We start from the raw sequence: 18,133 nt of genomic DNA, 5'->3' as shown, positions 1-18,133 counted from the left end.
CATATTATGTTCTTTAGCTAATTGCCTGAATACATCTCCCGCCGAAATATATGGAATATTCAAATATTCTGATAAATTTTTTGCTGCTGTTGATGTTCCAGTACCTGCGAGTCCACCGATAGTAATAATCATAATGATCTTGCCTCTTCTTTTAATAATTGTTTAGTACAGTTTGTACAGTACATTCCACCGTAAGGTCTGTTTGGTCTTCTTTGATTTTTAGATAATTTTCTAATTTCATATGGTCTTCCACGTGGTACTGCATCTAATACTTTTCCACATTTAGCACATACGTGTTTAGAAGGTTTTTTCTTACTGTAGTGTACAACTCTTCTTCCACCAGGAACTCTTTTTTCTCTTCTTTTGAATGTTCCTGTTCTAAATCTAGGTGCAGACATTATATTCCTCCTATCAATTTATTAATTATTAAGTAAATGTATTTTCCCTTATACTCTTAATAATTTTATTCAATATTATTTTTATTTTTGATAACATAAAATATTATCTTTTAGAATTACATTGCTTTTAATCCAAATATTCTTCTGAATACAAAGCTCATAGCAAATGATGAGAGTATGTACCATCCGAAGAAGTTTATTGTTAATGGATTTGATTGTGTCCAAAATATGTTCCATATTGGAATTAATAATAAATAATATTGACTAGAAGCAATGTTAATTATTACATGACTAATTGCATGATTTCCAATCATTCCATAATAAATTATCATAATTGGGATAATTGTAATGAATGATGGTTTCATTTGCATCATCATCAATTCTTTATTTTTAGGCATTAATTCCATTTGTTTCTTTTGAACTTTAGCTAATGCTTTAGGATCACCTGACTTTTGTGCTTCCCGAGCCTCAACTTGTAATTCTTTCATTTCCGCTTGAAGTTCCGCCATCCTATCATAATCAATTAATAATTTTTGCAATAACACAATAAAGAATGCAATTATTGTTGCAATAATAAATATTGTGAATATTGGATTGGATGGTGTAGGATCCAAACTAATTAATGGATTAAGTAAGAAATCTAAATAACTCATTTTTCAATCCTCTAGGATAAAATATCAACTATTTCAGATACTGCTTTTTCTAATCCATCATCATTATTTTGTACCATAGCTACTGTAGCACCAGTTTGAACTGCATAACTCATTGCTGTTGCTCTGGACATAGCTTGATGTAAATCTATTTCATCAGTATATTCCATGTCACGTACACGAGTTGGATCATTCATTCTTCTGTACATAATTTCACTAGGTTCTGCTTCGATTAAAATAAACTGCGTTGGTTTTAGTTCATCTAATACCCATATTGGTAAACCCGGTAAAAATCCTTTTGGAGTTTTAATAGTACAATGTGTATCAATGATAACATCATCATTTTCAGCCATTTCATGAATTTTTACAGCTGCTTGTTGTTGCACTTCTTTTTGAATTTCAGGATTTAATTTTCTCATGTCATCACGAGATTCAACTAATCCTTTTTCTTGTGCAATATCAAACATGATATTTCCATAATTGATGTTGACATAGTCAATTTCTTCTAATACTTTGTTTAATACTGTTGTACTACCAGTACCAGGTATTCCTGCAAGTACTACTATGTTCATTATAATCACTTCAAATATAATTTAAATAAATTTTTAATAATTATTAAAAGCAGAAATAATTTATATTTCTACTTTTTTAATAATCTTATTCGTCACCTAAGAATCTTCTTAACATTGGGTTTACATCCATAAGTTGTTCTTTAGCGATTTCTTCGTATAATCTGTAAACAACACCTACAGTAAGTAATACCCCAGTACCTCCACCTAATGCACCGGTAAGGTCTGCAACAAATGCGAGTAAACCTACAAATGCACCACCGAGGACTGTAATCGTTGGAATGTATTTATCCATTATTCGTCTAAATTGAACTTTACTACTTCTAAATCCAGGTACTTGCACACCCATCTTAGACAATTGCTGTGAAACTTGTTTAGAACCAATTCCACTGATTTCAACCCATAGTAAAGCAAATAGAATAGATAAAGATATAAATACTATTGCATAAATTAAAACCTTCAAAGGATCTGTGAACAAAACAGAAATATTTGAAGGAGTACTTAAGTAATATGCAATACCACTAATTGCTTGACCTTGTGATACTTCTCCTAAAATTGGGAATCCTACTGATTGGAACAAACCTGCAAATAATTGTATGTTTAAGAATAATGCACTTACTAAAATTACAGGCATGTTACTAGCATACACAAATTTAAGAGGATATTTTGATCTTGCTCCTTTAACTCCACCATAAGATAATGGAATTTCAACTCTCATACTTTCTGCATATACTACAACCAAGAATACTATAATTGTAGCTATTACAGGAATTAATAAACCGAAGTTTGGTTGTCCGGTCATTAATGAATAGATAAATCCAGGTATCCTACCTGCAGGAGCTGATGATGCTGCAGTTGGAAGGAAATTTAATGAACCCACAAGAATAGTTTGGGCTACACCTGCGGCAATGAATAATCCGATACCACTACCAAATCCCCATTTACTTACAACTTCATCCATATAAATTATTAATATACCACCAAGAACCATTTGTAATATAAGTATTAATGTATATTCTCCACTTATAGGAGGTAAAGAACCTGTTATTACAAGTACTGCTCCTTCAAATAAAGTGAAAATTATAGCTAGTAATTTCTGAGTTCCTTGGAATGCAGCTTTATCTTCTGTTGAAGATAAATCTAAATCTATCAGTTTACCCCCAACCAATAACTGCATAACAATTGATGCAGTAACTATTGGACCTATACCTAAAGTTAATATAGAACCAAAGCTACCTGCCATAACTGATCTTAACTGTGCGAATTGATCCACAGCCGTAGGGCTTAGACCAAATAATGATACTTCAGCTAAAACGAAGTATAATACTAAAATTATTCCTGTCCATTTAAGTTTCTCTTTAAACCCAAGTCTTTTTTCAGGATTAGCAACTTGTGGTAAAAGGGAATAAAATGGTTTTATAACATCTAGTGATGACATATTTACTCCCATGAAAAGTATAATTTAATTATACCCTTAAATTTATTTATATAATTTCTGCTATACCGCCTACTTCTTCAATTTTAGCGATAGCACTTTGTGAGAATTTAGGTGATTTAATAACCATTGCAGTAGATAATGAACCTTTTGCTAATACTTTGTTGTAACCTAATTCAGTTACATCCAATACAATTTGTCCATCTTCTTTTACAGCTATTTCATCAGCTAAATATTTTTCAATATTGTTATCAATATCTAAAAGATTGATAGGTTTAAATTCTTGAATAGTTTTTGTTGGACGTGAAAAACCATATTTACCAAAGTGTTTAGGATCGTTGATAACCATCCAAGTTTTGTGGTGTTTGTTTAAACCTGCGTTTCCACGACCTCCGCGGTGTCCTGCACCTCGGCGTTTTTTAGTACATCCTCCACCTACAGATCTTGAACCTCGGAGTTTTCTGATTTTTTTAGTTTTTCTTATCATTCATAACACCTACAAATTTAAATCATTTTTTCAAGTAATTCATTGATATTTTCAGATCTGTAACCAAGTGAACCTCCTTCTGTGAAAGGTGTTCTTGTGTTTTCGTAACCTTTTTTAGGAGGTGCTAAACGGAATATTGGTTTTAAACCAGATTCTTTAAGAGTTGTTTCACCGTTAAGAATTGCTACTGCTAAGTCATCTACTGATGCATAGTCAGTGTTTTCTTTAACGTATTCATCTGTTACTCTTTTATTACCTGGAAGTCTTGCTCTTTCAGAAACTAATTTTTTGAAAGTTTCTTCAGAAACTTCTCCCCAAGTAATGTAATCTTTTGCTTTTTGTAACATTCCTTTGTAACTTGGTGTGTCTGGAATTACAACTGTATGACTAATTCTTGTAAGATTGAGCATATCAAGTGTATCTGCAATGTTTTTTCTAATTCCAGTTCTTCCACGAATTCTTATAACTGCGTACATAATAAAAACCTCATTTAATCAATTACTCCAAGAGCTTTGAGTTCTTGTTCACTTGATTTTACACTAGATAATGCTTTAAGAGCATCAAATACTGCACCTGCAAAGTTAATGGTTGTTTGTGTTTGACCACTGGTCATACTCCATACATCAGCAATACCTGCTAATGAAAGGATAGTTTTACCAACATTACCAATTGCAAGTCCTACTCCTGCTGGTGCTGGAATAAGTGTTGCTTTTACACTACTCATTTTACCTTCTACTTTGTAAGGTACTGTGTGTCTTCTTCCACAACCGCAACCCCAGTCACCGCATCCTCTTCGGACTTTAATAAGGTTGTATTTTGCATCATCTACAGCTTTTCTGATAGCAGGACCTACTTCTTGTGATTTACCTTGACCTAATCCTACATATCCATTTTTATTTCCAACTGCTACAATTACTCTAAAGTTAACTTTTCTACCAGATTTGTGCATTCTTTGAACAAGGTTAACATCCATAACTTCTTCTTCAAGATCTGGTAATAGTGCGTCAACAATTTCTAATTCCATTATAGGAAGACCTTTGTCTAATATTTGATCAATATCAGTTATTTCGCCTTCTTTAACTTTTCTACCAAGTTCTGTTTTTGGTTCCCATGCTTCAACATTGAACTTGTTAGTAGAATTCTTGTTGTTTGATCTATTTGATCTTTTGCTCATTGTGTTGCCTCATCTATTTTATTTTTAACGCTTTCGAAATGATCTGGTATTTCTTCAGGAGATAATCCACATCTTATGTAATTTGCGAATTTTGCATTTTTCTCTTCTTCATCCATATTTTCTGCATATTGTGCAATGTGTTCCCCTCTGATTCTTGAATCATCAGGTAAAATGGATTCATTGTGTGGTATGTATAATCCTGCATCTAAAGCTCCTTTAAGTACTGCATAAATTTTAGTACCTCTGATTGCTGGTTGTAATCCGATATCTAAGATTGTTTCATCATAGTCTTCACTAAGTGCTCTTTTACCGAATAAGTAACCAGTTAAGTAAGCTGCAGATGTGTTTTTACCATTACCTAACCAACCAAATTCTTTTAATTGTTTTGATGTTGCTGAAACTAATGTTTCATCCCCGTTTTCACCAATTTTAACTAATTGAGCTATGGTATGATTGGAGGTAATTCTGACAACCATTCTAGTTTTATCAAGGTCAACTAATTTGTATCTTTTGTTGTAATTAGTTTTACCTTCTCTTCTTCTTTTGAATTGTACTTTATATGTTGCTCCACGTGCCATAATCTATTCCCCCGTTTGTTTAAGCATTCCGTGGTCTTTTGCATAAGTTTTCATGTATGATTTACTTCTAAATGCTCCACCTTTTGCCATATTGTATAATTTACGGTATGTTGTTCTATCGATTTCATCGTTAGCACGCATGTCTTTGAGAACAACTCTTAAAGAACGAATGGTACTCATCCATGCTTCTTTCTTAGGAGTTCTTGCTTTTTTAGCCCCTTTGATACTACCATGGCCTCTTCTTCTACCTTTTTTCTTTTGTTCAGCATTATGTTTTGCTCTGTAACTGCTTATACCATTAACAGGTTTAGCTTTAATAACTCCGTCATTAATCAAAGCTTTAATACTGTTTCTTGTGATTGCTCTGGATACTTCTTCCATATGTTCTGGATCAATCCAAACCCTGTTAACTCCTACTTTAAGTATTTTTGCAGCTAATTTTTTCTGTGTGGTAAGATTCATGAAAATCCTCCTATATATAAAATAACTATTAAGATTTAATCATAATGTATTCAAAAATGAACCATTACTATTGTTTTAATCTTAATTTAATAGTTTTACCCCGTTTTCTTTAGCTATTGCTACAATTAACTGTCTTTTTCTTTTTCCTACTGTTGCTGCAATTCTTGCTGCATCAGTTTCAGGATTTAAAGCTTTGATTTGTTCGACATTTTCTACTAATACATCTTTAAAACCTGAAGGATGTAATCCTCTAGTGTTTTTTGGACATCTATATCCAACTCTAGCCATTGCAGGTTTTCTTGCTTGGTATCGTCGTCTTTTACTTAGTTTACCTCTAGGTCTACGGTAACTGTCACCAAGTTTTTTGTATCTCCAATATTCTTGTCTTTTGAAAGTTGGTTTTCTAGCCATAATAACTACCTCTTATAATTATTTATTCTAATTCTTCCTGTCTTTTATCCACTAAATAAATACCGTCTTGGAATATACGAGGATCACGTCTTTTAATTTTGGTAGCTTGTTCAATGTTAGCCATTGTTTGACCAACATGTTCTTTGTTAATACCAGTAATAGTTACATCGTCACCTTTAACTTGAACTTTTACATCGTCACCAATAATTTTTGCTTCACGTGGACTTCTTTCCCCAAGGAAGTTATCGATAGTTATTTTTTTACCTTGAACTTTCACGGTCATTGGAAAGTGAGCATAGACGATTTTCATTTTGTAAGTAAAACCATGTTTTACACCATAAATCATGTTTGAAATGTGTGATTTAATAGTTCCTACCATAGCTTTATCTTTTTTGTTTGGGAATGCTACAAATATTGTAACATTTTCATCATCTTTTGTTACGGTAATATTGTTATGGTTGAAGTTTCTCTTAATTTCTCCACCGTTACCTTTTACAGTAACATCATTGTTTGCTTCAACTGTTACTGTAACATCTTCAGGAACAGGGATTATCTCTGTTATATTTGCTAATTTAACCATTTTTTCACCTAATATACATAAACTAATAATCTTCCACCAATTCCAGCTTCTTTAGCTTCATGATGGGTCATTACACCTTGAGGTGTAGTTACGATGAGAATACCGAAGTTTTTAGCTGGTAAATATCTTTTCTCAAAATCTTCGAATTCATCGTTTTTTACAGCATGACGAGGTTTGATAACACCACATTTGTTAATGTTACCTTCTAATTCAACATTGAATATTCCAGCTTTACCGTCATCTACTAATTCAAAATTTCCGATATAATTTTCCTTTTGCATTACACTTAAAACATGACCAATGAGTTTAGATGCTGGTCTGATTGTTGCAGTAGCATTACCTTGTAACTCATTGTTTCTGATGTTTGTTAAAGCATCTGCAAGAGGGTCCATAAGAGACATTCTATAAACACTCCTGTTTAGTTGTATTTTTTAAATCCGATTTTTGGAGCTATTTCTCTGAAGCATTGACGGCAAAGATTTAAACCGTATCTTCTTACTATTGCTGAGTGATCTCCACATCGACTACATTTTCTTGCTGCTTTTCCGTATTTTCTTGGCACAATAATCACCTTTCTATTCGATAGTAACTTGGAATTTTTCTTTCATTAATTCCATTGATTCTTCTTTTGTAACTCTTTGTGCTTTTGGTATTTTTTTAGGTCTGATTCTTCTTTCTTTAATTCTGTGACCAGGTTTTTGGAAAGTTACAGAAACATCCATACCAAAGATTCCAATATCAGGATCATATCTTACGCCAGGAATATCAATGTGTTCTCTGATACCGAAGGATACGTTACCTTCTTTATCAAATTGAGAAGCTTTAATTCTATTTTCTAATCCTGCTAATACCATAGATATGATTTTTTCAGCTTTTTCTCCTCTTAAAGTAACTTTACATGCAATTGGTTGTTTTTTACGGATACCGAATTCAGGGTTTGTTACTTTTGAGTATGTTCTTACAGGAGTTTGATCTACAAGAGATTCAATTAATGCTTCAGCTCTTGTTAATTTTTCTCCACCTTCACCAACACCAATGTTGATTGTTGCTTTTGCAATGTAAGGTTTTTCCATCACATTCATGATTAGTCATCTCCTAATAATGATATGACTGGTTTATCTGTACCTACAACAAATACGTATTTTGCTAAGGTTAAGAATGAACCTTCTTCAGTTTCAATTAATACTGTGTTTGATTTTGAAGATTTTGTGATGTTAATTTCATCGATTTTACCTAATTCACCAGTGTGTTTACCACCAGTAATTAATGCTAATGAACCTACTTCAAATTTAATTGAGTCGGATATTTTCTGTTCTGGTACGTTTAATAATAATACATCACTTGTTTTGTAATCATCTTCATCGAGAATTACGTTTCTACCATCATGTAAGTTTAATTGAGTTTTTCCACCTTTAATTGTGGTTTTGTTTTCAATACTTACTAATTTGAATGTAGAATCTTTTTCATCGATTTCTTTAAGTACTAATCTTCCTTTGTGGTCAGGTATTAAACGGTAGTATTTATTGATTTTTGGTATTGAAATAACATCCATGAAACCTACAGGGAATCTGTGGTCTTTTCTTGGAGTTCCATCAACTAATACTTCACCATTGTTCAAGATAATTTTTGCTTCACGTGCATTTGCAGCTAAGCCTAAAATATCTCTTAATATCATTACTAAAGGTAATGATTTATCTAAAGCATGTGGTCCTGCACTTGTTTTAGTTGTCCATGTTTCTTCTTTTTTATGGATAGGCCACATTTTAGGTGCTTTAAATCTTTTTAAGTGTTTTCTTGATCCCATATTTGCCATGATTATACCTTCCTATTTAATGCACTGTTTCTTCTTTCATCATCTAAATAAAGATCTGTAATTACTAAGTTTGATGGGTGAATTGGTTGGTATAATTTTGAACCGTCTTGTTTTTGGCTGGATGCACCATCTACAAGTACACGGTAATTTTTAAGATCTACACCTTCAACTTTTCCTTCAGTTCCTTTAAAGTCACCACGTACAATTTCAACTTCATCTCCTTTTCTTACTGGGAATGATCTTTTGTTGAATTCTTTTCTTAAATCATCAGAAAGATGTACGCTCATTGAGTTATGACGTTTATGTAGTGGAGCTGTATATAACGCTTTACGTTGTTTTCTTGGTTGTTTTGACATATTTTCACCCTTATACAATTATACTTGCAGCACTACCTATTGCAGGCCAAAGATCTGCAGCTTCTTTTGCTATAGGACCTCTGATTTCTGAACCTTTGAGTACACCATCTTCTGTAATAATTACAGCTGCATTGTCTTCAAATTTAACTCTGAGACCATCTGCACGTCTGTATTCTTTTTTCTGGCGAACTACAACTGCTGTTGTTACTTCTCTTCTCATGTCAGCTGTTCCTTTTTTAACGGAAATAACTACCATGTCACCTACACCTGCGGTTGCAAGTCTTCTTCTAACTCCTTTAAATCCTTTTACAGAAATTATTTCAACTTCACGTGCTCCGGTATTGTCTACACATTTAAGTCTAGCACCGATAGGAAGTGATTTGGAGACTTTTGATGTTAATGCTTTCATATTATCTATTCTCCTTCTTTAACTTCTACTAGCACAAAGTGTTTAGTTTTACTTAATTGTCTGCATTCTGCGATTTTAACAGAATCCCCTATTTTAACATCCATACAATCTGGTTTGTGTGCTTGTATTTTTGAATTTCTTTTTTCGTATCTTTCGAATTTTTTAATAAACTTATAGAAACTTCTTTCTACAGTAATTGTACGATCTGCCTTATCACTAGTAACTGTTCCTTCTATAATTTGACCTCTTACAGAGAGTTCACCGTGAAATGGACAGTTAGGATCGTGACATTCGTTTTCTGGTTGTTTAACATTAATGCCTACCATAGTTTCACCTAATTTTTTTAAATTTCTTTTTTATCCGGTCTTCAGGGCGGGCTAAAATAACTTTTCCATCAATAGAAACTTTATCACCTTCAGGTAATGTAAACAATAATGTTACATTAGCTTTTGGGATAATTTTCTCTTCGTTACCCGTATCTATTTTTATAGTATTACGAGTTTCGTCAATAATTATTCCTTGTATTCCAATTAATCCTTCATGATTACTGTCTATAACCTCAACAGATAATCCAATGAATTCATGTCGAAATACGTTTTGTGGAGTTATCATAATAAAACTTCACATAATGAATTTTTATTCCCTGTTCAATATTCTGTAAATATTGAAATTTCATCTGAATCTTCTAGATTAATCTATTTTATTTCTATTGTATCTGATGAAAAACCCATACCTGCTAGTACTTCTTTAACTTTACGTTTGTGATCTCCTTGCAATTCAATTTGACCTTTCTTAGCAGTTCCACCACAAGCACATTTAGACTTAAGAGTCTTTGTTAATTCACGTATATCTATATCATGTTCATCAATACCTTCGACAATAGTCATAAGTTTACCAAATCTACGACGTACAGTATATACTTTAACTTTTTGTACTTCACGTGCTATTTCTTCACATACACATAGATCTTCTGGAAGACCGCATATTTCACAGATTTTCATCTCTATTCTTATTCTCCCTGTTGTTTATTTTCATTCATTATAGTAAGAACACGGGCAATAGTTCTTCTAGTTTCTCTAATTTTACCAGGGTTATCAACACCAGCTACTGCACCTTTACCAACTAATGTATCATATTCAGCATGAAGTTCATTAAGTTTAGCTTGCATATCTGATGGACTTAATTCCCTAATTTCTTTACTTCTTAAAATAACCATAAGTATTCCTCGTTATTCTTTAAGATCAATGCCTTTTCTATTCATTTGATTTTTGTAATTTTAAATGAATTTTTTCAACTTTTTCCTTTAATTCACTAAATTTTGAAGAGTCTAAAAAGGATATTTCTTCTTTTTCATGTAAAGAGTTAACAATATCTTTTTCTTCTTGAGTTATTTTTTCAATGTCATCTTTAATTTTAGGAATTATTTCTTCTTCAAATTTTTTAATATGACTTTCTAAAAAACTTGAGTTTTCTTCTTCTTCAGTGATTTCTTCAAGTTCAGCTTCTTCTGAAAGTTCTTCTAATATGTCTTCACCAGTGATTTCTTCTTGAATTTCAGTTGCTGCTACTTCTTCAACTACAGGAGTTTCTTCTGCAACTACATCAACTGCTTCAGGTTCACTAATTTCAACATTATCAGGTAAAATTACTTCAGGAGGCATAATTCTTACGTAAATTCCAAGTACACCAGGTTTTAAAGTAACTGTTGCAAATCCTTCTTTAACGTGTTTAGTTGAAGGTTCTCCACATTTTTTAATGTATCCGTCGTGGAATTTTGCACAAGCGGATCTTGATCCTCTTATTTTACCGGAAATTGTAATTTCTACACCTTGAGCACCAGCATTCATGATTCTTCTAATGTTTGCGTATGCTACTCTTCTGAATTGCATTCCTCTTTGTAACATTGACACACATTTGTGAGCCATGATTCTAGGATTTAACTCAGGAACTTTTACTTCTTTAACTTCAACTTGTGGGTTTTCTAAATCAAAGTTGTTTTGAAGAGTTTTGGTAATTGATCTTACAGTTTTTCCACCTCTACCGATAACCATACCTGGTTTTTCAGCATAAACAATAACCATTGTTCCAACAGGTGTAACTTGAATATCCATTCCACCATAACCTGCTCTTTCGAGTTTAGTTTCAAGATATTCATCAATACGTGTTCTTCTTAATCCTTCTTTAACGAAATCTTTTTCAATCATTTGTACTTAGGCCTCCCCCAATACGATTTGAATATGTGTTGTAGGTGTATTTGAAGGGCTAGCTCTACCAAATGCTCTTGGAGTCCAACCTCTTATGATAACCCCTCTGTTAGCTGATGCGTGAACTAATTTAAGGTTTTCTACATCTAACTCTTCGTTTTCTGCGTTTGCTTCAGCATTTTCTAATACTTTTAATATAGCTGCTGCTGCTTTAACTGGGTATCTACCAGATGGCCAACCTTTTAAATCACTTCTGTGACCAACTTTTTTGTTATGTCTTTTGAAAGGTACTACTGTTTTTTTCTCAATAACATCTTCTAAAAATGCTTTAGCATCTTCTAAGTACATGTTACGAATAGTTCTACAAATTTCCACGGAATGTTTTGGAGAAATTTTTAAACTGTGACCTGATGCTTTTGCAATTTTCTCATCTGGTTTAGCTTGATATGAGTAAGTATTTTTCTTTGCCATATAAATTTCTCCTATCTATTTAAGTGGTACAAACATTGATGATCTTGTAGCACCCATACCAGGGTCTCCGTGTTGTACTCTACTACGTGTTTGTGCGAATTCTCCGAAGTAACATCCGATCATTTCTGGTTTAATGGTTACTTCAACAAATTCTCTACCATTGTAGATACCAAATGTGTATCCTACCATGTTAGGAAGTACAATCATATCACGACAATGTGTTTTGATAACTTCTGGTCTTCCATTATTGTTTTCAATGTCAACTTTTTCCATTTTAGCAAGAACTTTTTCTTGTCTTGGTAAAAATCCTCTTTTCAAGGATCTTCTTTGTCTTGAAGGTAATAATTCTATTACTTCTTCTAAGGACATTGCTTGAAGTTCTTCAAGTGTGTATCCTCTAAATTTAAAAATCTTACGAGCCAATTAAGTGCCTCCTTCTATCGTCTTTTACCTGTACGTTTAGCTGCTATGGAACCAACTTTTCTACCTGCAGGTGCATGTCTTGAGATAGTAGTAGGTCTTCCTGGATGTTGTCTGTTACCTCCACCGTGTGGGTGGTCTACTGCGTTCATTGCAACACCTCTAACAGTCATCATTTTCTTACCTTTTGCTTTAAGTGCATGATATCTGTTACCAGCTTTAAGGAATGGTTTATCTTTTCTTCCTCCACCTGCAACTACACCAATAGTTGCTCTACTTCTTGGGTTAAATGCTTTTAATTCACCGGAAGGTAATTCAATCATTGATTTACCTACATCGTGGGTAATTAATGAAGCGTATGTTCCAGAAGAACGGACGAATTTTCCACCGTCTCCAGGGTTTTTCTCAATATTAAATACTGGAGTACCTTCAGGAATTTCACTTAATGGTAATGTGTTTCCTGGTTCAATTGAAGCAGAAATACCACATTCGATTTCATCATCTATTGCAATACTTTCTGGTGCAAGAACTAATTTTTCTTCACCATTTTCGAATTTTACAATTGCGACAGGTGCTGAACGTCCTGGATCATGTATAATATCAGTTACTAATCCTTTAAGACTTCCTTCTTTTTCAAGTGCATCATATGAACGGTATGATACTTTTCCTCTGAATCTGTGTGATGAACTACGATATGTTGGAGTTCCTCGACCTCTTCTTTGAATAATTAATCGATGTCCCATAATCAATCCTCCTAATTATAAATTACTTAGAAGACTCCTAATTTTACTGCGATATCTTCTGCAGCTTCAGCTTCTTCTAATTCAATTGTTGCAACTTTTTCTCCTCTAGGAGTAATATGAGTATTTACTGCAAGAACTTTTGCATCGTATAACTCTTGGAAAGCATCTTTAATTACTCTTTTATTAGCAGATCTGCGAACCACAAATGTAATTTTGTTTTCATCGTAAATTTGATTCATAGTTTTTTCTGATAATTGTGGTTTTATTATTACTGAATATGGATCCATAATAACTAACTCCTATTTTGTTGGAATAAATCTCCAAGTTTTTCGATTGCAGATTTTGTGTAAATAGTTAATCTTCCAGCGTGAGTACCAGGTGCAAGTAATTCAGCGTTAACGTTGCTTACTTCAACAACATCTACACCAGCATGGTTTCTTGCTCCTAAACTAATTCCACGATCACTGCCAACAACTACTAAAGGTCCTTTAGGTGTTCTGTATTTTCTTCCTCTAAGTTTTCCTTTACCAGATTTGATTTTTCTTCCTTTTTTAGCTCTTACAATATCATCCATGATACCTAAATCTTTGAAGATTTCACGAGTTTCTTTTGTTGTTTTGATTGTTTCTAATTCATCATCTACAACGAAAGGAATTTGATCTAATTCAGAAATCTGATGTCCTCTTTGGGATACTAAATCTTTATCAGCAGTAGCTGCTATTGCAGATCTAATTGCTAAGATTCTTTCTTTTCTGTTGATTTTTTCATGATAAATAGTATTTACTCGTGGAGGATGAGCTTTTCTACCACCAATTGCTTGAGGTACAAATGCTGCTTTGGATGACCCGTTTATACGAGGTACCATTGCTGCTCCTCTACCTGAACCCATTGATTTAGCTGTAGTTCTTTTACCAGCCATTGGGTTTGCTCCCCAAGGTTGAATTCTTGCGGTTTGAATTGAAATTACAGCTCTTTTAATTACGTCAGGTCTGTATGTTTCTTCAAATATTTCTGGGAGCTCAATTTCCTCGGTGATGTCGCCTTTTAATGAATAAACGTTTACTTTTGCCATACTAATCACTCTTTAAATTTATACTCCCTGTCTTGAAGTTGTGCTTATGTAAGATATTTCTGGAGCGGTTGCATCTTTACTTGCATTTCTTACTCCTTTTCTTAAAACAACTAATCTTTTGGAAGGTCCTGGTAATGAACCTTTAACAATTATGTAATTGTTTTTAACTAATCCATATTTTACAAATCCACCATCTGGGTTTATTAAGTCAACCTCAGATTCATCGCCTATTTTTAGGAGTTTTTTGTTATATTCTGTTCTTTTATGGTATCCCATTTGACCTTGCATTGCAACGGTCCACATAGTTCTGTTTGGAGTCCATGGTCCAATAGAACCTACGTGTCTTTCAATACCACTACGTGCTGCTTTACCATATTGGATTCTTACACCGAATCTTTTTACTGGTCCTTGAACACCTTTTCCTTTGGTGGTTGCTATTGCATCAGTGAATTCACCTTCTTCAAATACATCTTTAGGTGTAATTTCTTGTCCTAATACACTTATAGCATATTCTAATTTATCTTCTACAGATTTTCCACCTACTCCGAATTCAAGAACTTCTGGTTTTTTCTTAGGCACACTGGTAAGTTTTGGTTTAGTGTGAACTAGAACTCTAACTTCATCAATTTCATCGATTCTGTTTCTTAAGTTTTCTAATTTTGCTTCGATATCTTCGAATTTAGGAACAGATATTTTTCTTGATAATTCATCATCTAAATTATCATTTGCGAGCACATCGGTTAAAGTTTTTAATCCGTATGTTGTTTTTGTGTAAGCTCTAATTCCCAACACTACTAAAGGTGGTGCCTCTAATATTGTACATGGAACAGATAATTCCATGTTTTCTGTTGGAGAACCTTTCCTAGAGTCCAGAGCCGTCACGTGGGTCATGCCCACCTTGTATCCTGCGAACCCGAGCAATCCAGTCTCTTCTACTTCCGGCCAGGTACTTACACGAGGTGTTTCTCTAGCCACTCTTTTACGTGGACTGAATGCAACCGATCCTTTTCTTGGTTGGTGATGTCTAGTCATGTTTTCTTCTCCTTAATTTTAAAATTATAATTGTTTATGGTGTTATTTACAAGTTATTTTTAATAAGTAACAAAATACTAATGGTCCAGCAATATGTTTAATATAGACAATGTACTAATTACTGCTTCTTCTGTCCTAACTGTTTCAGTACCCTGACAAGGAACAGTATTAATCTCAAAATCTAACTTTCGCTCATTTATTAAGCTGTTTATTCCTGAGTATGGTCCTCCGAATAAAATAGCTACATGAGTCGCTTGTTTGATACTTGTTTGAACCTCATCAAGAATAGAATTAATGTTAGGAGCATATTTTGATGTACCAATTACCAAATCAGGTTGTTGTTTCATCATGGTTATGCTGTCGTAGAGGTTACGGTCACTAGTAATTGCTTCATATCCCCAATAAACACTATCAGGTTCATCAGGTTCTATTAAAATTTCTTTGCCTAACTTTTCAATACGAAAACTTAGTACTTTGTTGACACTTAGTTTCTCCTTACATAATGCAAGTTGGTCTACACCAATATCGACCATAGTGCCCTTACGAACACGTTTTTTTGTCAATCCTTTTCTGAAATCTCCAACTTGAAGATCATCTGATGAAGGATGATGTGGTGTCCTAAGTGGTGGAAGTATTCCTACATTCTTCAGCTCCGGTGTAATCGGAAACACTTGTTTTCTCAAGTATTGAGGTGTATCCATGTATTCTAGGATAGTTTTCATATAGAGAGCATCATCCCTACTACCTCCGTCTGAATTGTCATTGTAAATAACTATATTATTAGCCCTAAATAGAGCAGCATATCTCCCTATTAAGCCAACTTTATATGTTCTAATTTTTGAATCTTTTGATTCGGCCAAAAAACTATTCGGCACGAATATTGATAATTTTTCCATAATAAAAAATTTGTTCAAAAACATATATTAGTTTATAGGAAGTTTTTATCAGTTGGAATACTATATTATATATTACTTTATAACTATATATAAACTTACCGTTTTATAGGTAATAAAAAAAGAGATATATTTTTATTTTTTTCAAATAAAAATATTTTTGAGAAATATTCAAAAATAGGATTTTTAAGAAAACTTTTATATATTACAAAAAACAATTATCGTATTTTAGTAATTAAAATTAATTTTATAAAAATTAAAAAAAAGGGAACTAAAAAAGTTTATCTTTTTTGTTGATCTTCCATAATCCTTTGCATATATGTGTTCACACTAGTTGAAATAGCTGCAACCTTCTTACTAGGTAAGAATGTTGAATTTAGTTCACTAATTCTAGCTTCATCTTCTTTAACAACCCGTTCTATTTCCATTATTAAATCTTGCTTATTTTCTTCTATGAAACTTGTGTGAAGATTTGCTTCCTGGAAGTTTTTATTATTCATTAATGCTTTGTGGAATGGAATTGTTGTTGGAACACCAACTACAATAAATTCATTTAAAGCTCTTTTCATACGGGCTATAGCTTCATCCCTACAGTTCCCATGTACAATTAATTTTGCAATCATTGAGTCATATATTGATGGAATAGTATATCCCGTATAAACTCCACTATCCATCCTAATTCCAATACCACCAGGTGAACGGTACCCTAATAATTTACCAGGACTTGGAACAAAATCATTTAATGGATCTTCAGCATTAATACGACATTCGATAGCATGCCCATTTACTTTTATATCATCTTGTTCATATCCTAATTTTTCACCTGCTGCAACTTTAATCTGTTGTTTAACCAAGTCAATACCCGTAATTGCTTCAGTAATAGGATGTTCCACCTGAATCCTTGTATTCATTTCAAGGAAATAATATTCACCGTTAGAATACATGAATTCAACAGTTCCTGCACTGTTATAATCAACACTTTGAGCAGCTTTAATTGCTGATTCACCCATTCTTTCTCTTAACTCTTCAGTCATAATTGGTGAAGGTGCTTCTTCTATTAACTTCTGATGTCTTCTTTGAATAGAACATTCACGATCACATACATGTACTGTATTACCATGATTATCTGCCAATACCTGGAATTCTATGTGTCTTGGTCTTTCTATGTATTTCTCAATATATACGGTTCCATCACCGAATGTTGATTGTGCTAAATTCTGTGTGGTTTCAATTGCACGAGCTAGTTCATCTTCTTCATAAACTACTCTCATACCAATTCCTCCACCACCGGCGGATGATTTGATAATTACAGGATATCCAATTTCCTTTGCTCTTTTTTTAGCTACTTCCACATCAGTTATTCCTTCTTTGTCACCAGGAACTGTTGGTACTCCCACTTTTTCCATTAACTGTTTTGAAGTAATTTTATCTCCCATTGATTCAATAGCATTTTTTCTTGGACCAATAAGAGTAATGTTATTTTCGTCACATCGTTCACCCAATACCGGATTTTCTGATAAAAATCCATATCCAGGATGTATTGCATCAGCACCAGTTTCAATTGCTATATCCATAATCTTATCAATATCAAGGTATGACTGTGCCAATATTGATGAATTAAGTGGTTTTGCTTCGTCAGCATATTTTGTGAATAATGCCGTTTCATCAGTATCGGAATATATTGCTACTGTATCCACATCTAATTCTTTACAAGCTCGCATAACACGTATTGCAATCTCACCACGGTTTGCGATTAATACTTTATCAAACATTTTATTGTTCCCCTTTAATAATTAGTATAATAAATAAAAATTTACATTATGTTTGTTTCTATATAATATTTTATTTAATTAATATTATATAGATTTTAGGAATTAATATTTAAATTAATAAAACAATTGTAAAAATAGTTGTTAGTTCGTAAAATAGAAAAGAAAAAATATAAAGATAAAATTATTGTTCTATCTTTATAATAT

Annotated in this window: 31 protein-coding genes; all 31 read right to left on the bottom strand. The window is 33.0% G+C overall.

Annotated elements, in window-relative coordinates; genetic code table 11:
- The coding region (locus QZZ11_RS02305) for an AAA family ATPase (RefSeq protein WP_292473210.1) at positions 1-132 on the bottom strand (132 nt) is incomplete at its 3' end.
- Positions 129-398 (bottom strand): 50S ribosomal protein L34e, encoded by a 270-nt coding sequence (locus QZZ11_RS02300; protein WP_292473208.1) that lies wholly within the window; start codon positions 396-398, stop codon positions 129-131. The genes QZZ11_RS02305 and QZZ11_RS02300, both read right to left, overlap by 4 nt.
- A gap of 116 nt (positions 399-514) precedes the next feature.
- Positions 515-1,051 carry an EMC3/TMCO1 family protein gene (locus QZZ11_RS02295; protein ID WP_292473206.1) on the bottom strand — a complete coding sequence of 179 codons (537 nt, stop codon included), beginning with the start codon at positions 1,049-1,051 and terminating at the stop codon, positions 515-517.
- 11 nt (positions 1,052-1,062) lie between these two features.
- Positions 1,063-1,620: an adenylate kinase gene (locus QZZ11_RS02290; RefSeq protein WP_292473204.1), complete on the bottom strand. Its 558-nt coding sequence runs from the start codon at positions 1,618-1,620 to the stop codon at positions 1,063-1,065.
- An 85-nt stretch (positions 1,621-1,705) separates the two neighbouring features.
- A complete protein-coding gene (secY, locus tag QZZ11_RS02285; protein ID WP_292473202.1) occupies positions 1,706-3,055 on the bottom strand; it encodes a preprotein translocase subunit SecY in 1,350 nt (449 codons plus the stop codon).
- Between the two features lie 46 nt (positions 3,056-3,101).
- Positions 3,102-3,539, bottom strand: a complete 438-nt coding sequence (locus QZZ11_RS02280; protein WP_292473200.1) for an uL15 family ribosomal protein — start codon at positions 3,537-3,539, stop codon at positions 3,102-3,104.
- Between the two features lie 17 nt (positions 3,540-3,556).
- Complete coding sequence (gene rpmD / locus QZZ11_RS02275) at positions 3,557-4,015, bottom strand: 50S ribosomal protein L30 (protein ID WP_292473197.1); 459 nt, start codon at positions 4,013-4,015, stop codon at positions 3,557-3,559.
- Positions 4,016-4,029: 14 nt separating this feature from the next.
- The gene (locus QZZ11_RS02270; RefSeq protein ID WP_292473195.1) at positions 4,030-4,713 is read right to left on the bottom strand and encodes a 30S ribosomal protein S5; all 684 of its coding nucleotides are present in this window, start codon (positions 4,711-4,713) and stop codon (positions 4,030-4,032) included.
- Complete coding sequence (locus QZZ11_RS02265) at positions 4,710-5,291, bottom strand: 50S ribosomal protein L18 (RefSeq protein ID WP_292473193.1); 582 nt, start codon at positions 5,289-5,291, stop codon at positions 4,710-4,712. The genes QZZ11_RS02270 and QZZ11_RS02265 overlap by 4 nt, the downstream gene beginning before the upstream one ends.
- A 3-nt stretch (positions 5,292-5,294) precedes the next feature.
- The gene (locus tag QZZ11_RS02260; protein WP_292473191.1) at positions 5,295-5,753 is read right to left on the bottom strand and encodes a 50S ribosomal protein L19e; all 459 of its coding nucleotides are present in this window, start codon (positions 5,751-5,753) and stop codon (positions 5,295-5,297) included.
- Positions 5,754-5,834: 81 nt separating this feature from the next.
- On the bottom strand, positions 5,835-6,164 hold the full coding sequence (locus QZZ11_RS02255) for a 50S ribosomal protein L32e (protein ID WP_292473189.1): 330 nt from the start codon (positions 6,162-6,164) through the stop codon (positions 5,835-5,837).
- Positions 6,165-6,186: 22 nt separating this feature from the next.
- Positions 6,187-6,744, bottom strand: coding sequence for a 50S ribosomal protein L6 (locus QZZ11_RS02250; protein WP_292473187.1), 558 nt, complete (start codon positions 6,742-6,744; stop codon positions 6,187-6,189).
- Positions 6,745-6,752: 8 nt separating this feature from the next.
- Positions 6,753-7,145: a 30S ribosomal protein S8 gene (locus QZZ11_RS02245; RefSeq protein WP_292473185.1), complete on the bottom strand. Its 393-nt coding sequence runs from the start codon at positions 7,143-7,145 to the stop codon at positions 6,753-6,755.
- Positions 7,146-7,162: 17 nt separating this feature from the next.
- The gene (locus QZZ11_RS02240; RefSeq protein WP_292473183.1) at positions 7,163-7,315 is read right to left on the bottom strand and encodes a 30S ribosomal protein S14; all 153 of its coding nucleotides are present in this window, start codon (positions 7,313-7,315) and stop codon (positions 7,163-7,165) included.
- Positions 7,316-7,319: 4 nt separating this feature from the next.
- Positions 7,320-7,826, bottom strand: a complete 507-nt coding sequence (locus tag QZZ11_RS02235) for a 50S ribosomal protein L5 (RefSeq protein WP_292473181.1) — start codon at positions 7,824-7,826, stop codon at positions 7,320-7,322.
- Between the two features lie 2 nt (positions 7,827-7,828).
- A complete protein-coding gene (locus QZZ11_RS02230; RefSeq protein ID WP_292473179.1) occupies positions 7,829-8,557 on the bottom strand; it encodes a 30S ribosomal protein S4e in 729 nt (242 codons plus the stop codon).
- A gap of 2 nt (positions 8,558-8,559) precedes the next feature.
- Positions 8,560-8,913 (bottom strand): 50S ribosomal protein L24, encoded by a 354-nt coding sequence (gene rplX / locus QZZ11_RS02225; protein ID WP_292473177.1) that lies wholly within the window; start codon positions 8,911-8,913, stop codon positions 8,560-8,562.
- A gap of 10 nt (positions 8,914-8,923) precedes the next feature.
- The gene (locus QZZ11_RS02220) at positions 8,924-9,322 is read right to left on the bottom strand and encodes a 50S ribosomal protein L14 (RefSeq protein ID WP_292473175.1); all 399 of its coding nucleotides are present in this window, start codon (positions 9,320-9,322) and stop codon (positions 8,924-8,926) included.
- A 5-nt stretch (positions 9,323-9,327) separates the two neighbouring features.
- Complete coding sequence (locus QZZ11_RS02215) at positions 9,328-9,648, bottom strand: 30S ribosomal protein S17 (RefSeq protein ID WP_292473173.1); 321 nt, start codon at positions 9,646-9,648, stop codon at positions 9,328-9,330.
- Between the two features lie 4 nt (positions 9,649-9,652).
- Positions 9,653-9,934 (bottom strand): ribonuclease P protein component 1, encoded by a 282-nt coding sequence (gene rnp1 / locus QZZ11_RS02210; protein WP_292473171.1) that lies wholly within the window; start codon positions 9,932-9,934, stop codon positions 9,653-9,655.
- Positions 9,935-10,017: 83 nt separating this feature from the next.
- A complete protein-coding gene (gene yciH / locus QZZ11_RS02205; protein WP_292473169.1) occupies positions 10,018-10,323 on the bottom strand; it encodes a stress response translation initiation inhibitor YciH in 306 nt (101 codons plus the stop codon).
- An 8-nt stretch (positions 10,324-10,331) separates the two neighbouring features.
- Positions 10,332-10,538, bottom strand: coding sequence for a 50S ribosomal protein L29 (rpmC, locus tag QZZ11_RS02200; protein ID WP_292473167.1), 207 nt, complete (start codon positions 10,536-10,538; stop codon positions 10,332-10,334).
- A gap of 37 nt (positions 10,539-10,575) precedes the next feature.
- On the bottom strand, positions 10,576-11,526 hold the full coding sequence (locus QZZ11_RS02195; protein ID WP_292473164.1) for a 30S ribosomal protein S3: 951 nt from the start codon (positions 11,524-11,526) through the stop codon (positions 10,576-10,578).
- Between the two features lie 6 nt (positions 11,527-11,532).
- Positions 11,533-11,997 (bottom strand): 50S ribosomal protein L22, encoded by a 465-nt coding sequence (locus QZZ11_RS02190; protein WP_292473162.1) that lies wholly within the window; start codon positions 11,995-11,997, stop codon positions 11,533-11,535.
- 15 nt (positions 11,998-12,012) lie between these two features.
- Complete coding sequence (rpsS, locus tag QZZ11_RS02185) at positions 12,013-12,420, bottom strand: 30S ribosomal protein S19 (RefSeq protein ID WP_292473160.1); 408 nt, start codon at positions 12,418-12,420, stop codon at positions 12,013-12,015.
- 14 nt (positions 12,421-12,434) lie between these two features.
- Positions 12,435-13,160, bottom strand: coding sequence for a 50S ribosomal protein L2 (locus QZZ11_RS02180; RefSeq protein ID WP_292473158.1), 726 nt, complete (start codon positions 13,158-13,160; stop codon positions 12,435-12,437).
- A 26-nt stretch (positions 13,161-13,186) separates the two neighbouring features.
- Positions 13,187-13,447 (bottom strand): 50S ribosomal protein L23, encoded by a 261-nt coding sequence (locus QZZ11_RS02175; protein ID WP_292473156.1) that lies wholly within the window; start codon positions 13,445-13,447, stop codon positions 13,187-13,189.
- 5 nt (positions 13,448-13,452) lie between these two features.
- Positions 13,453-14,232: a 50S ribosomal protein L4 gene (gene rpl4p, locus QZZ11_RS02170; RefSeq protein WP_292473154.1), complete on the bottom strand. Its 780-nt coding sequence runs from the start codon at positions 14,230-14,232 to the stop codon at positions 13,453-13,455.
- 18 nt (positions 14,233-14,250) lie between these two features.
- Positions 14,251-15,264, bottom strand: a complete 1,014-nt coding sequence (gene rpl3p / locus QZZ11_RS02165; protein ID WP_292473153.1) for a 50S ribosomal protein L3 — start codon at positions 15,262-15,264, stop codon at positions 14,251-14,253.
- A 77-nt stretch (positions 15,265-15,341) separates the two neighbouring features.
- Entirely contained in the window at positions 15,342-16,160 is an 819-nt protein-coding gene (locus tag QZZ11_RS02160) for a putative RNA uridine N3 methyltransferase (protein WP_292473151.1), read from the bottom strand.
- 278 nt (positions 16,161-16,438) lie between these two features.
- Positions 16,439-17,929, bottom strand: a complete 1,491-nt coding sequence (locus tag QZZ11_RS02155) for an acetyl-CoA carboxylase biotin carboxylase subunit (protein WP_292473149.1) — start codon at positions 17,927-17,929, stop codon at positions 16,439-16,441.
- Positions 17,930-18,133: the final 204 nt, after the last annotated feature.

It is taken from the genome of Methanosphaera sp., from assembly GCF_016282985.1.
In the GTDB taxonomy this organism is placed as follows: Archaea; Methanobacteriota; Methanobacteria; order Methanobacteriales; family Methanobacteriaceae; genus Methanosphaera.
Note: the sequence above shows the minus strand (reverse complement) of the source record. Positions and strands in the feature narration are given on the sequence as shown.

What these genes read in the sequence shown, in the direction of transcription:
- QZZ11_RS02300 (WP_292473208.1), bottom strand. Translation starts at nt 398, where the DNA reads ATGTCTGCACCTAGATTTAGAACAGGAACATTCAAAAGAAGAGAAAAA.
- QZZ11_RS02295 (WP_292473206.1), bottom strand. Translation starts at nt 1,051, where the DNA reads ATGAGTTATTTAGATTTCTTACTTAATCCATTAATTAGTTTGGATCCT.
- QZZ11_RS02290 (WP_292473204.1), bottom strand. Translation starts at nt 1,620, where the DNA reads ATGAACATAGTAGTACTTGCAGGAATACCTGGTACTGGTAGTACAACA.
- secY (WP_292473202.1), bottom strand. Translation starts at nt 3,055, where the DNA reads ATGTCATCACTAGATGTTATAAAACCATTTTATTCCCTTTTACCACAA.
- QZZ11_RS02280 (WP_292473200.1), bottom strand. Translation starts at nt 3,539, where the DNA reads ATGATAAGAAAAACTAAAAAAATCAGAAAACTCCGAGGTTCAAGATCT.
- rpmD (WP_292473197.1), bottom strand. Translation starts at nt 4,015, where the DNA reads ATGTACGCAGTTATAAGAATTCGTGGAAGAACTGGAATTAGAAAAAAC.
- QZZ11_RS02270 (WP_292473195.1), bottom strand. Translation starts at nt 4,713, where the DNA reads ATGAGCAAAAGATCAAATAGATCAAACAACAAGAATTCTACTAACAAG.
- QZZ11_RS02265 (WP_292473193.1), bottom strand. Translation starts at nt 5,291, where the DNA reads ATGGCACGTGGAGCAACATATAAAGTACAATTCAAAAGAAGAAGAGAA.
- QZZ11_RS02260 (WP_292473191.1), bottom strand. Translation starts at nt 5,753, where the DNA reads ATGAATCTTACCACACAGAAAAAATTAGCTGCAAAAATACTTAAAGTA.
- QZZ11_RS02255 (WP_292473189.1), bottom strand. Translation starts at nt 6,164, where the DNA reads ATGGCTAGAAAACCAACTTTCAAAAGACAAGAATATTGGAGATACAAA.
- QZZ11_RS02250 (WP_292473187.1), bottom strand. Translation starts at nt 6,744, where the DNA reads ATGGTTAAATTAGCAAATATAACAGAGATAATCCCTGTTCCTGAAGAT.
- QZZ11_RS02245 (WP_292473185.1), bottom strand. Translation starts at nt 7,145, where the DNA reads ATGTCTCTTATGGACCCTCTTGCAGATGCTTTAACAAACATCAGAAAC.
- QZZ11_RS02235 (WP_292473181.1), bottom strand. Translation starts at nt 7,826, where the DNA reads ATGAATGTGATGGAAAAACCTTACATTGCAAAAGCAACAATCAACATT.
- QZZ11_RS02230 (WP_292473179.1), bottom strand. Translation starts at nt 8,557, where the DNA reads ATGGCAAATATGGGATCAAGAAAACACTTAAAAAGATTTAAAGCACCT.
- rplX (WP_292473177.1), bottom strand. Translation starts at nt 8,913, where the DNA reads ATGTCAAAACAACCAAGAAAACAACGTAAAGCGTTATATACAGCTCCA.
- QZZ11_RS02220 (WP_292473175.1), bottom strand. Translation starts at nt 9,322, where the DNA reads ATGAAAGCATTAACATCAAAAGTCTCCAAATCACTTCCTATCGGTGCT.
- QZZ11_RS02215 (WP_292473173.1), bottom strand. Translation starts at nt 9,648, where the DNA reads ATGGTAGGCATTAATGTTAAACAACCAGAAAACGAATGTCACGATCCT.
- rnp1 (WP_292473171.1), bottom strand. Translation starts at nt 9,934, where the DNA reads ATGATAACTCCACAAAACGTATTTCGACATGAATTCATTGGATTATCT.
- yciH (WP_292473169.1), bottom strand. Translation starts at nt 10,323, where the DNA reads ATGAAAATCTGTGAAATATGCGGTCTTCCAGAAGATCTATGTGTATGT.
- rpmC (WP_292473167.1), bottom strand. Translation starts at nt 10,538, where the DNA reads ATGGTTATTTTAAGAAGTAAAGAAATTAGGGAATTAAGTCCATCAGAT.
- QZZ11_RS02195 (WP_292473164.1), bottom strand. Translation starts at nt 11,526, where the DNA reads ATGATTGAAAAAGATTTCGTTAAAGAAGGATTAAGAAGAACACGTATT.
- QZZ11_RS02190 (WP_292473162.1), bottom strand. Translation starts at nt 11,997, where the DNA reads ATGGCAAAGAAAAATACTTACTCATATCAAGCTAAACCAGATGAGAAA.
- QZZ11_RS02180 (WP_292473158.1), bottom strand. Translation starts at nt 13,160, where the DNA reads ATGGGACATCGATTAATTATTCAAAGAAGAGGTCGAGGAACTCCAACA.
- QZZ11_RS02175 (WP_292473156.1), bottom strand. Translation starts at nt 13,447, where the DNA reads ATGGATCCATATTCAGTAATAATAAAACCACAATTATCAGAAAAAACT.
- rpl4p (WP_292473154.1), bottom strand. Translation starts at nt 14,232, where the DNA reads ATGGCAAAAGTAAACGTTTATTCATTAAAAGGCGACATCACCGAGGAA.
- rpl3p (WP_292473153.1), bottom strand. Translation starts at nt 15,264, where the DNA reads ATGACTAGACATCACCAACCAAGAAAAGGATCGGTTGCATTCAGTCCA.
- QZZ11_RS02160 (WP_292473151.1), bottom strand. Translation starts at nt 16,160, where the DNA reads ATGGAAAAATTATCAATATTCGTGCCGAATAGTTTTTTGGCCGAATCA.
- QZZ11_RS02155 (WP_292473149.1), bottom strand. Translation starts at nt 17,929, where the DNA reads ATGTTTGATAAAGTATTAATCGCAAACCGTGGTGAGATTGCAATACGT.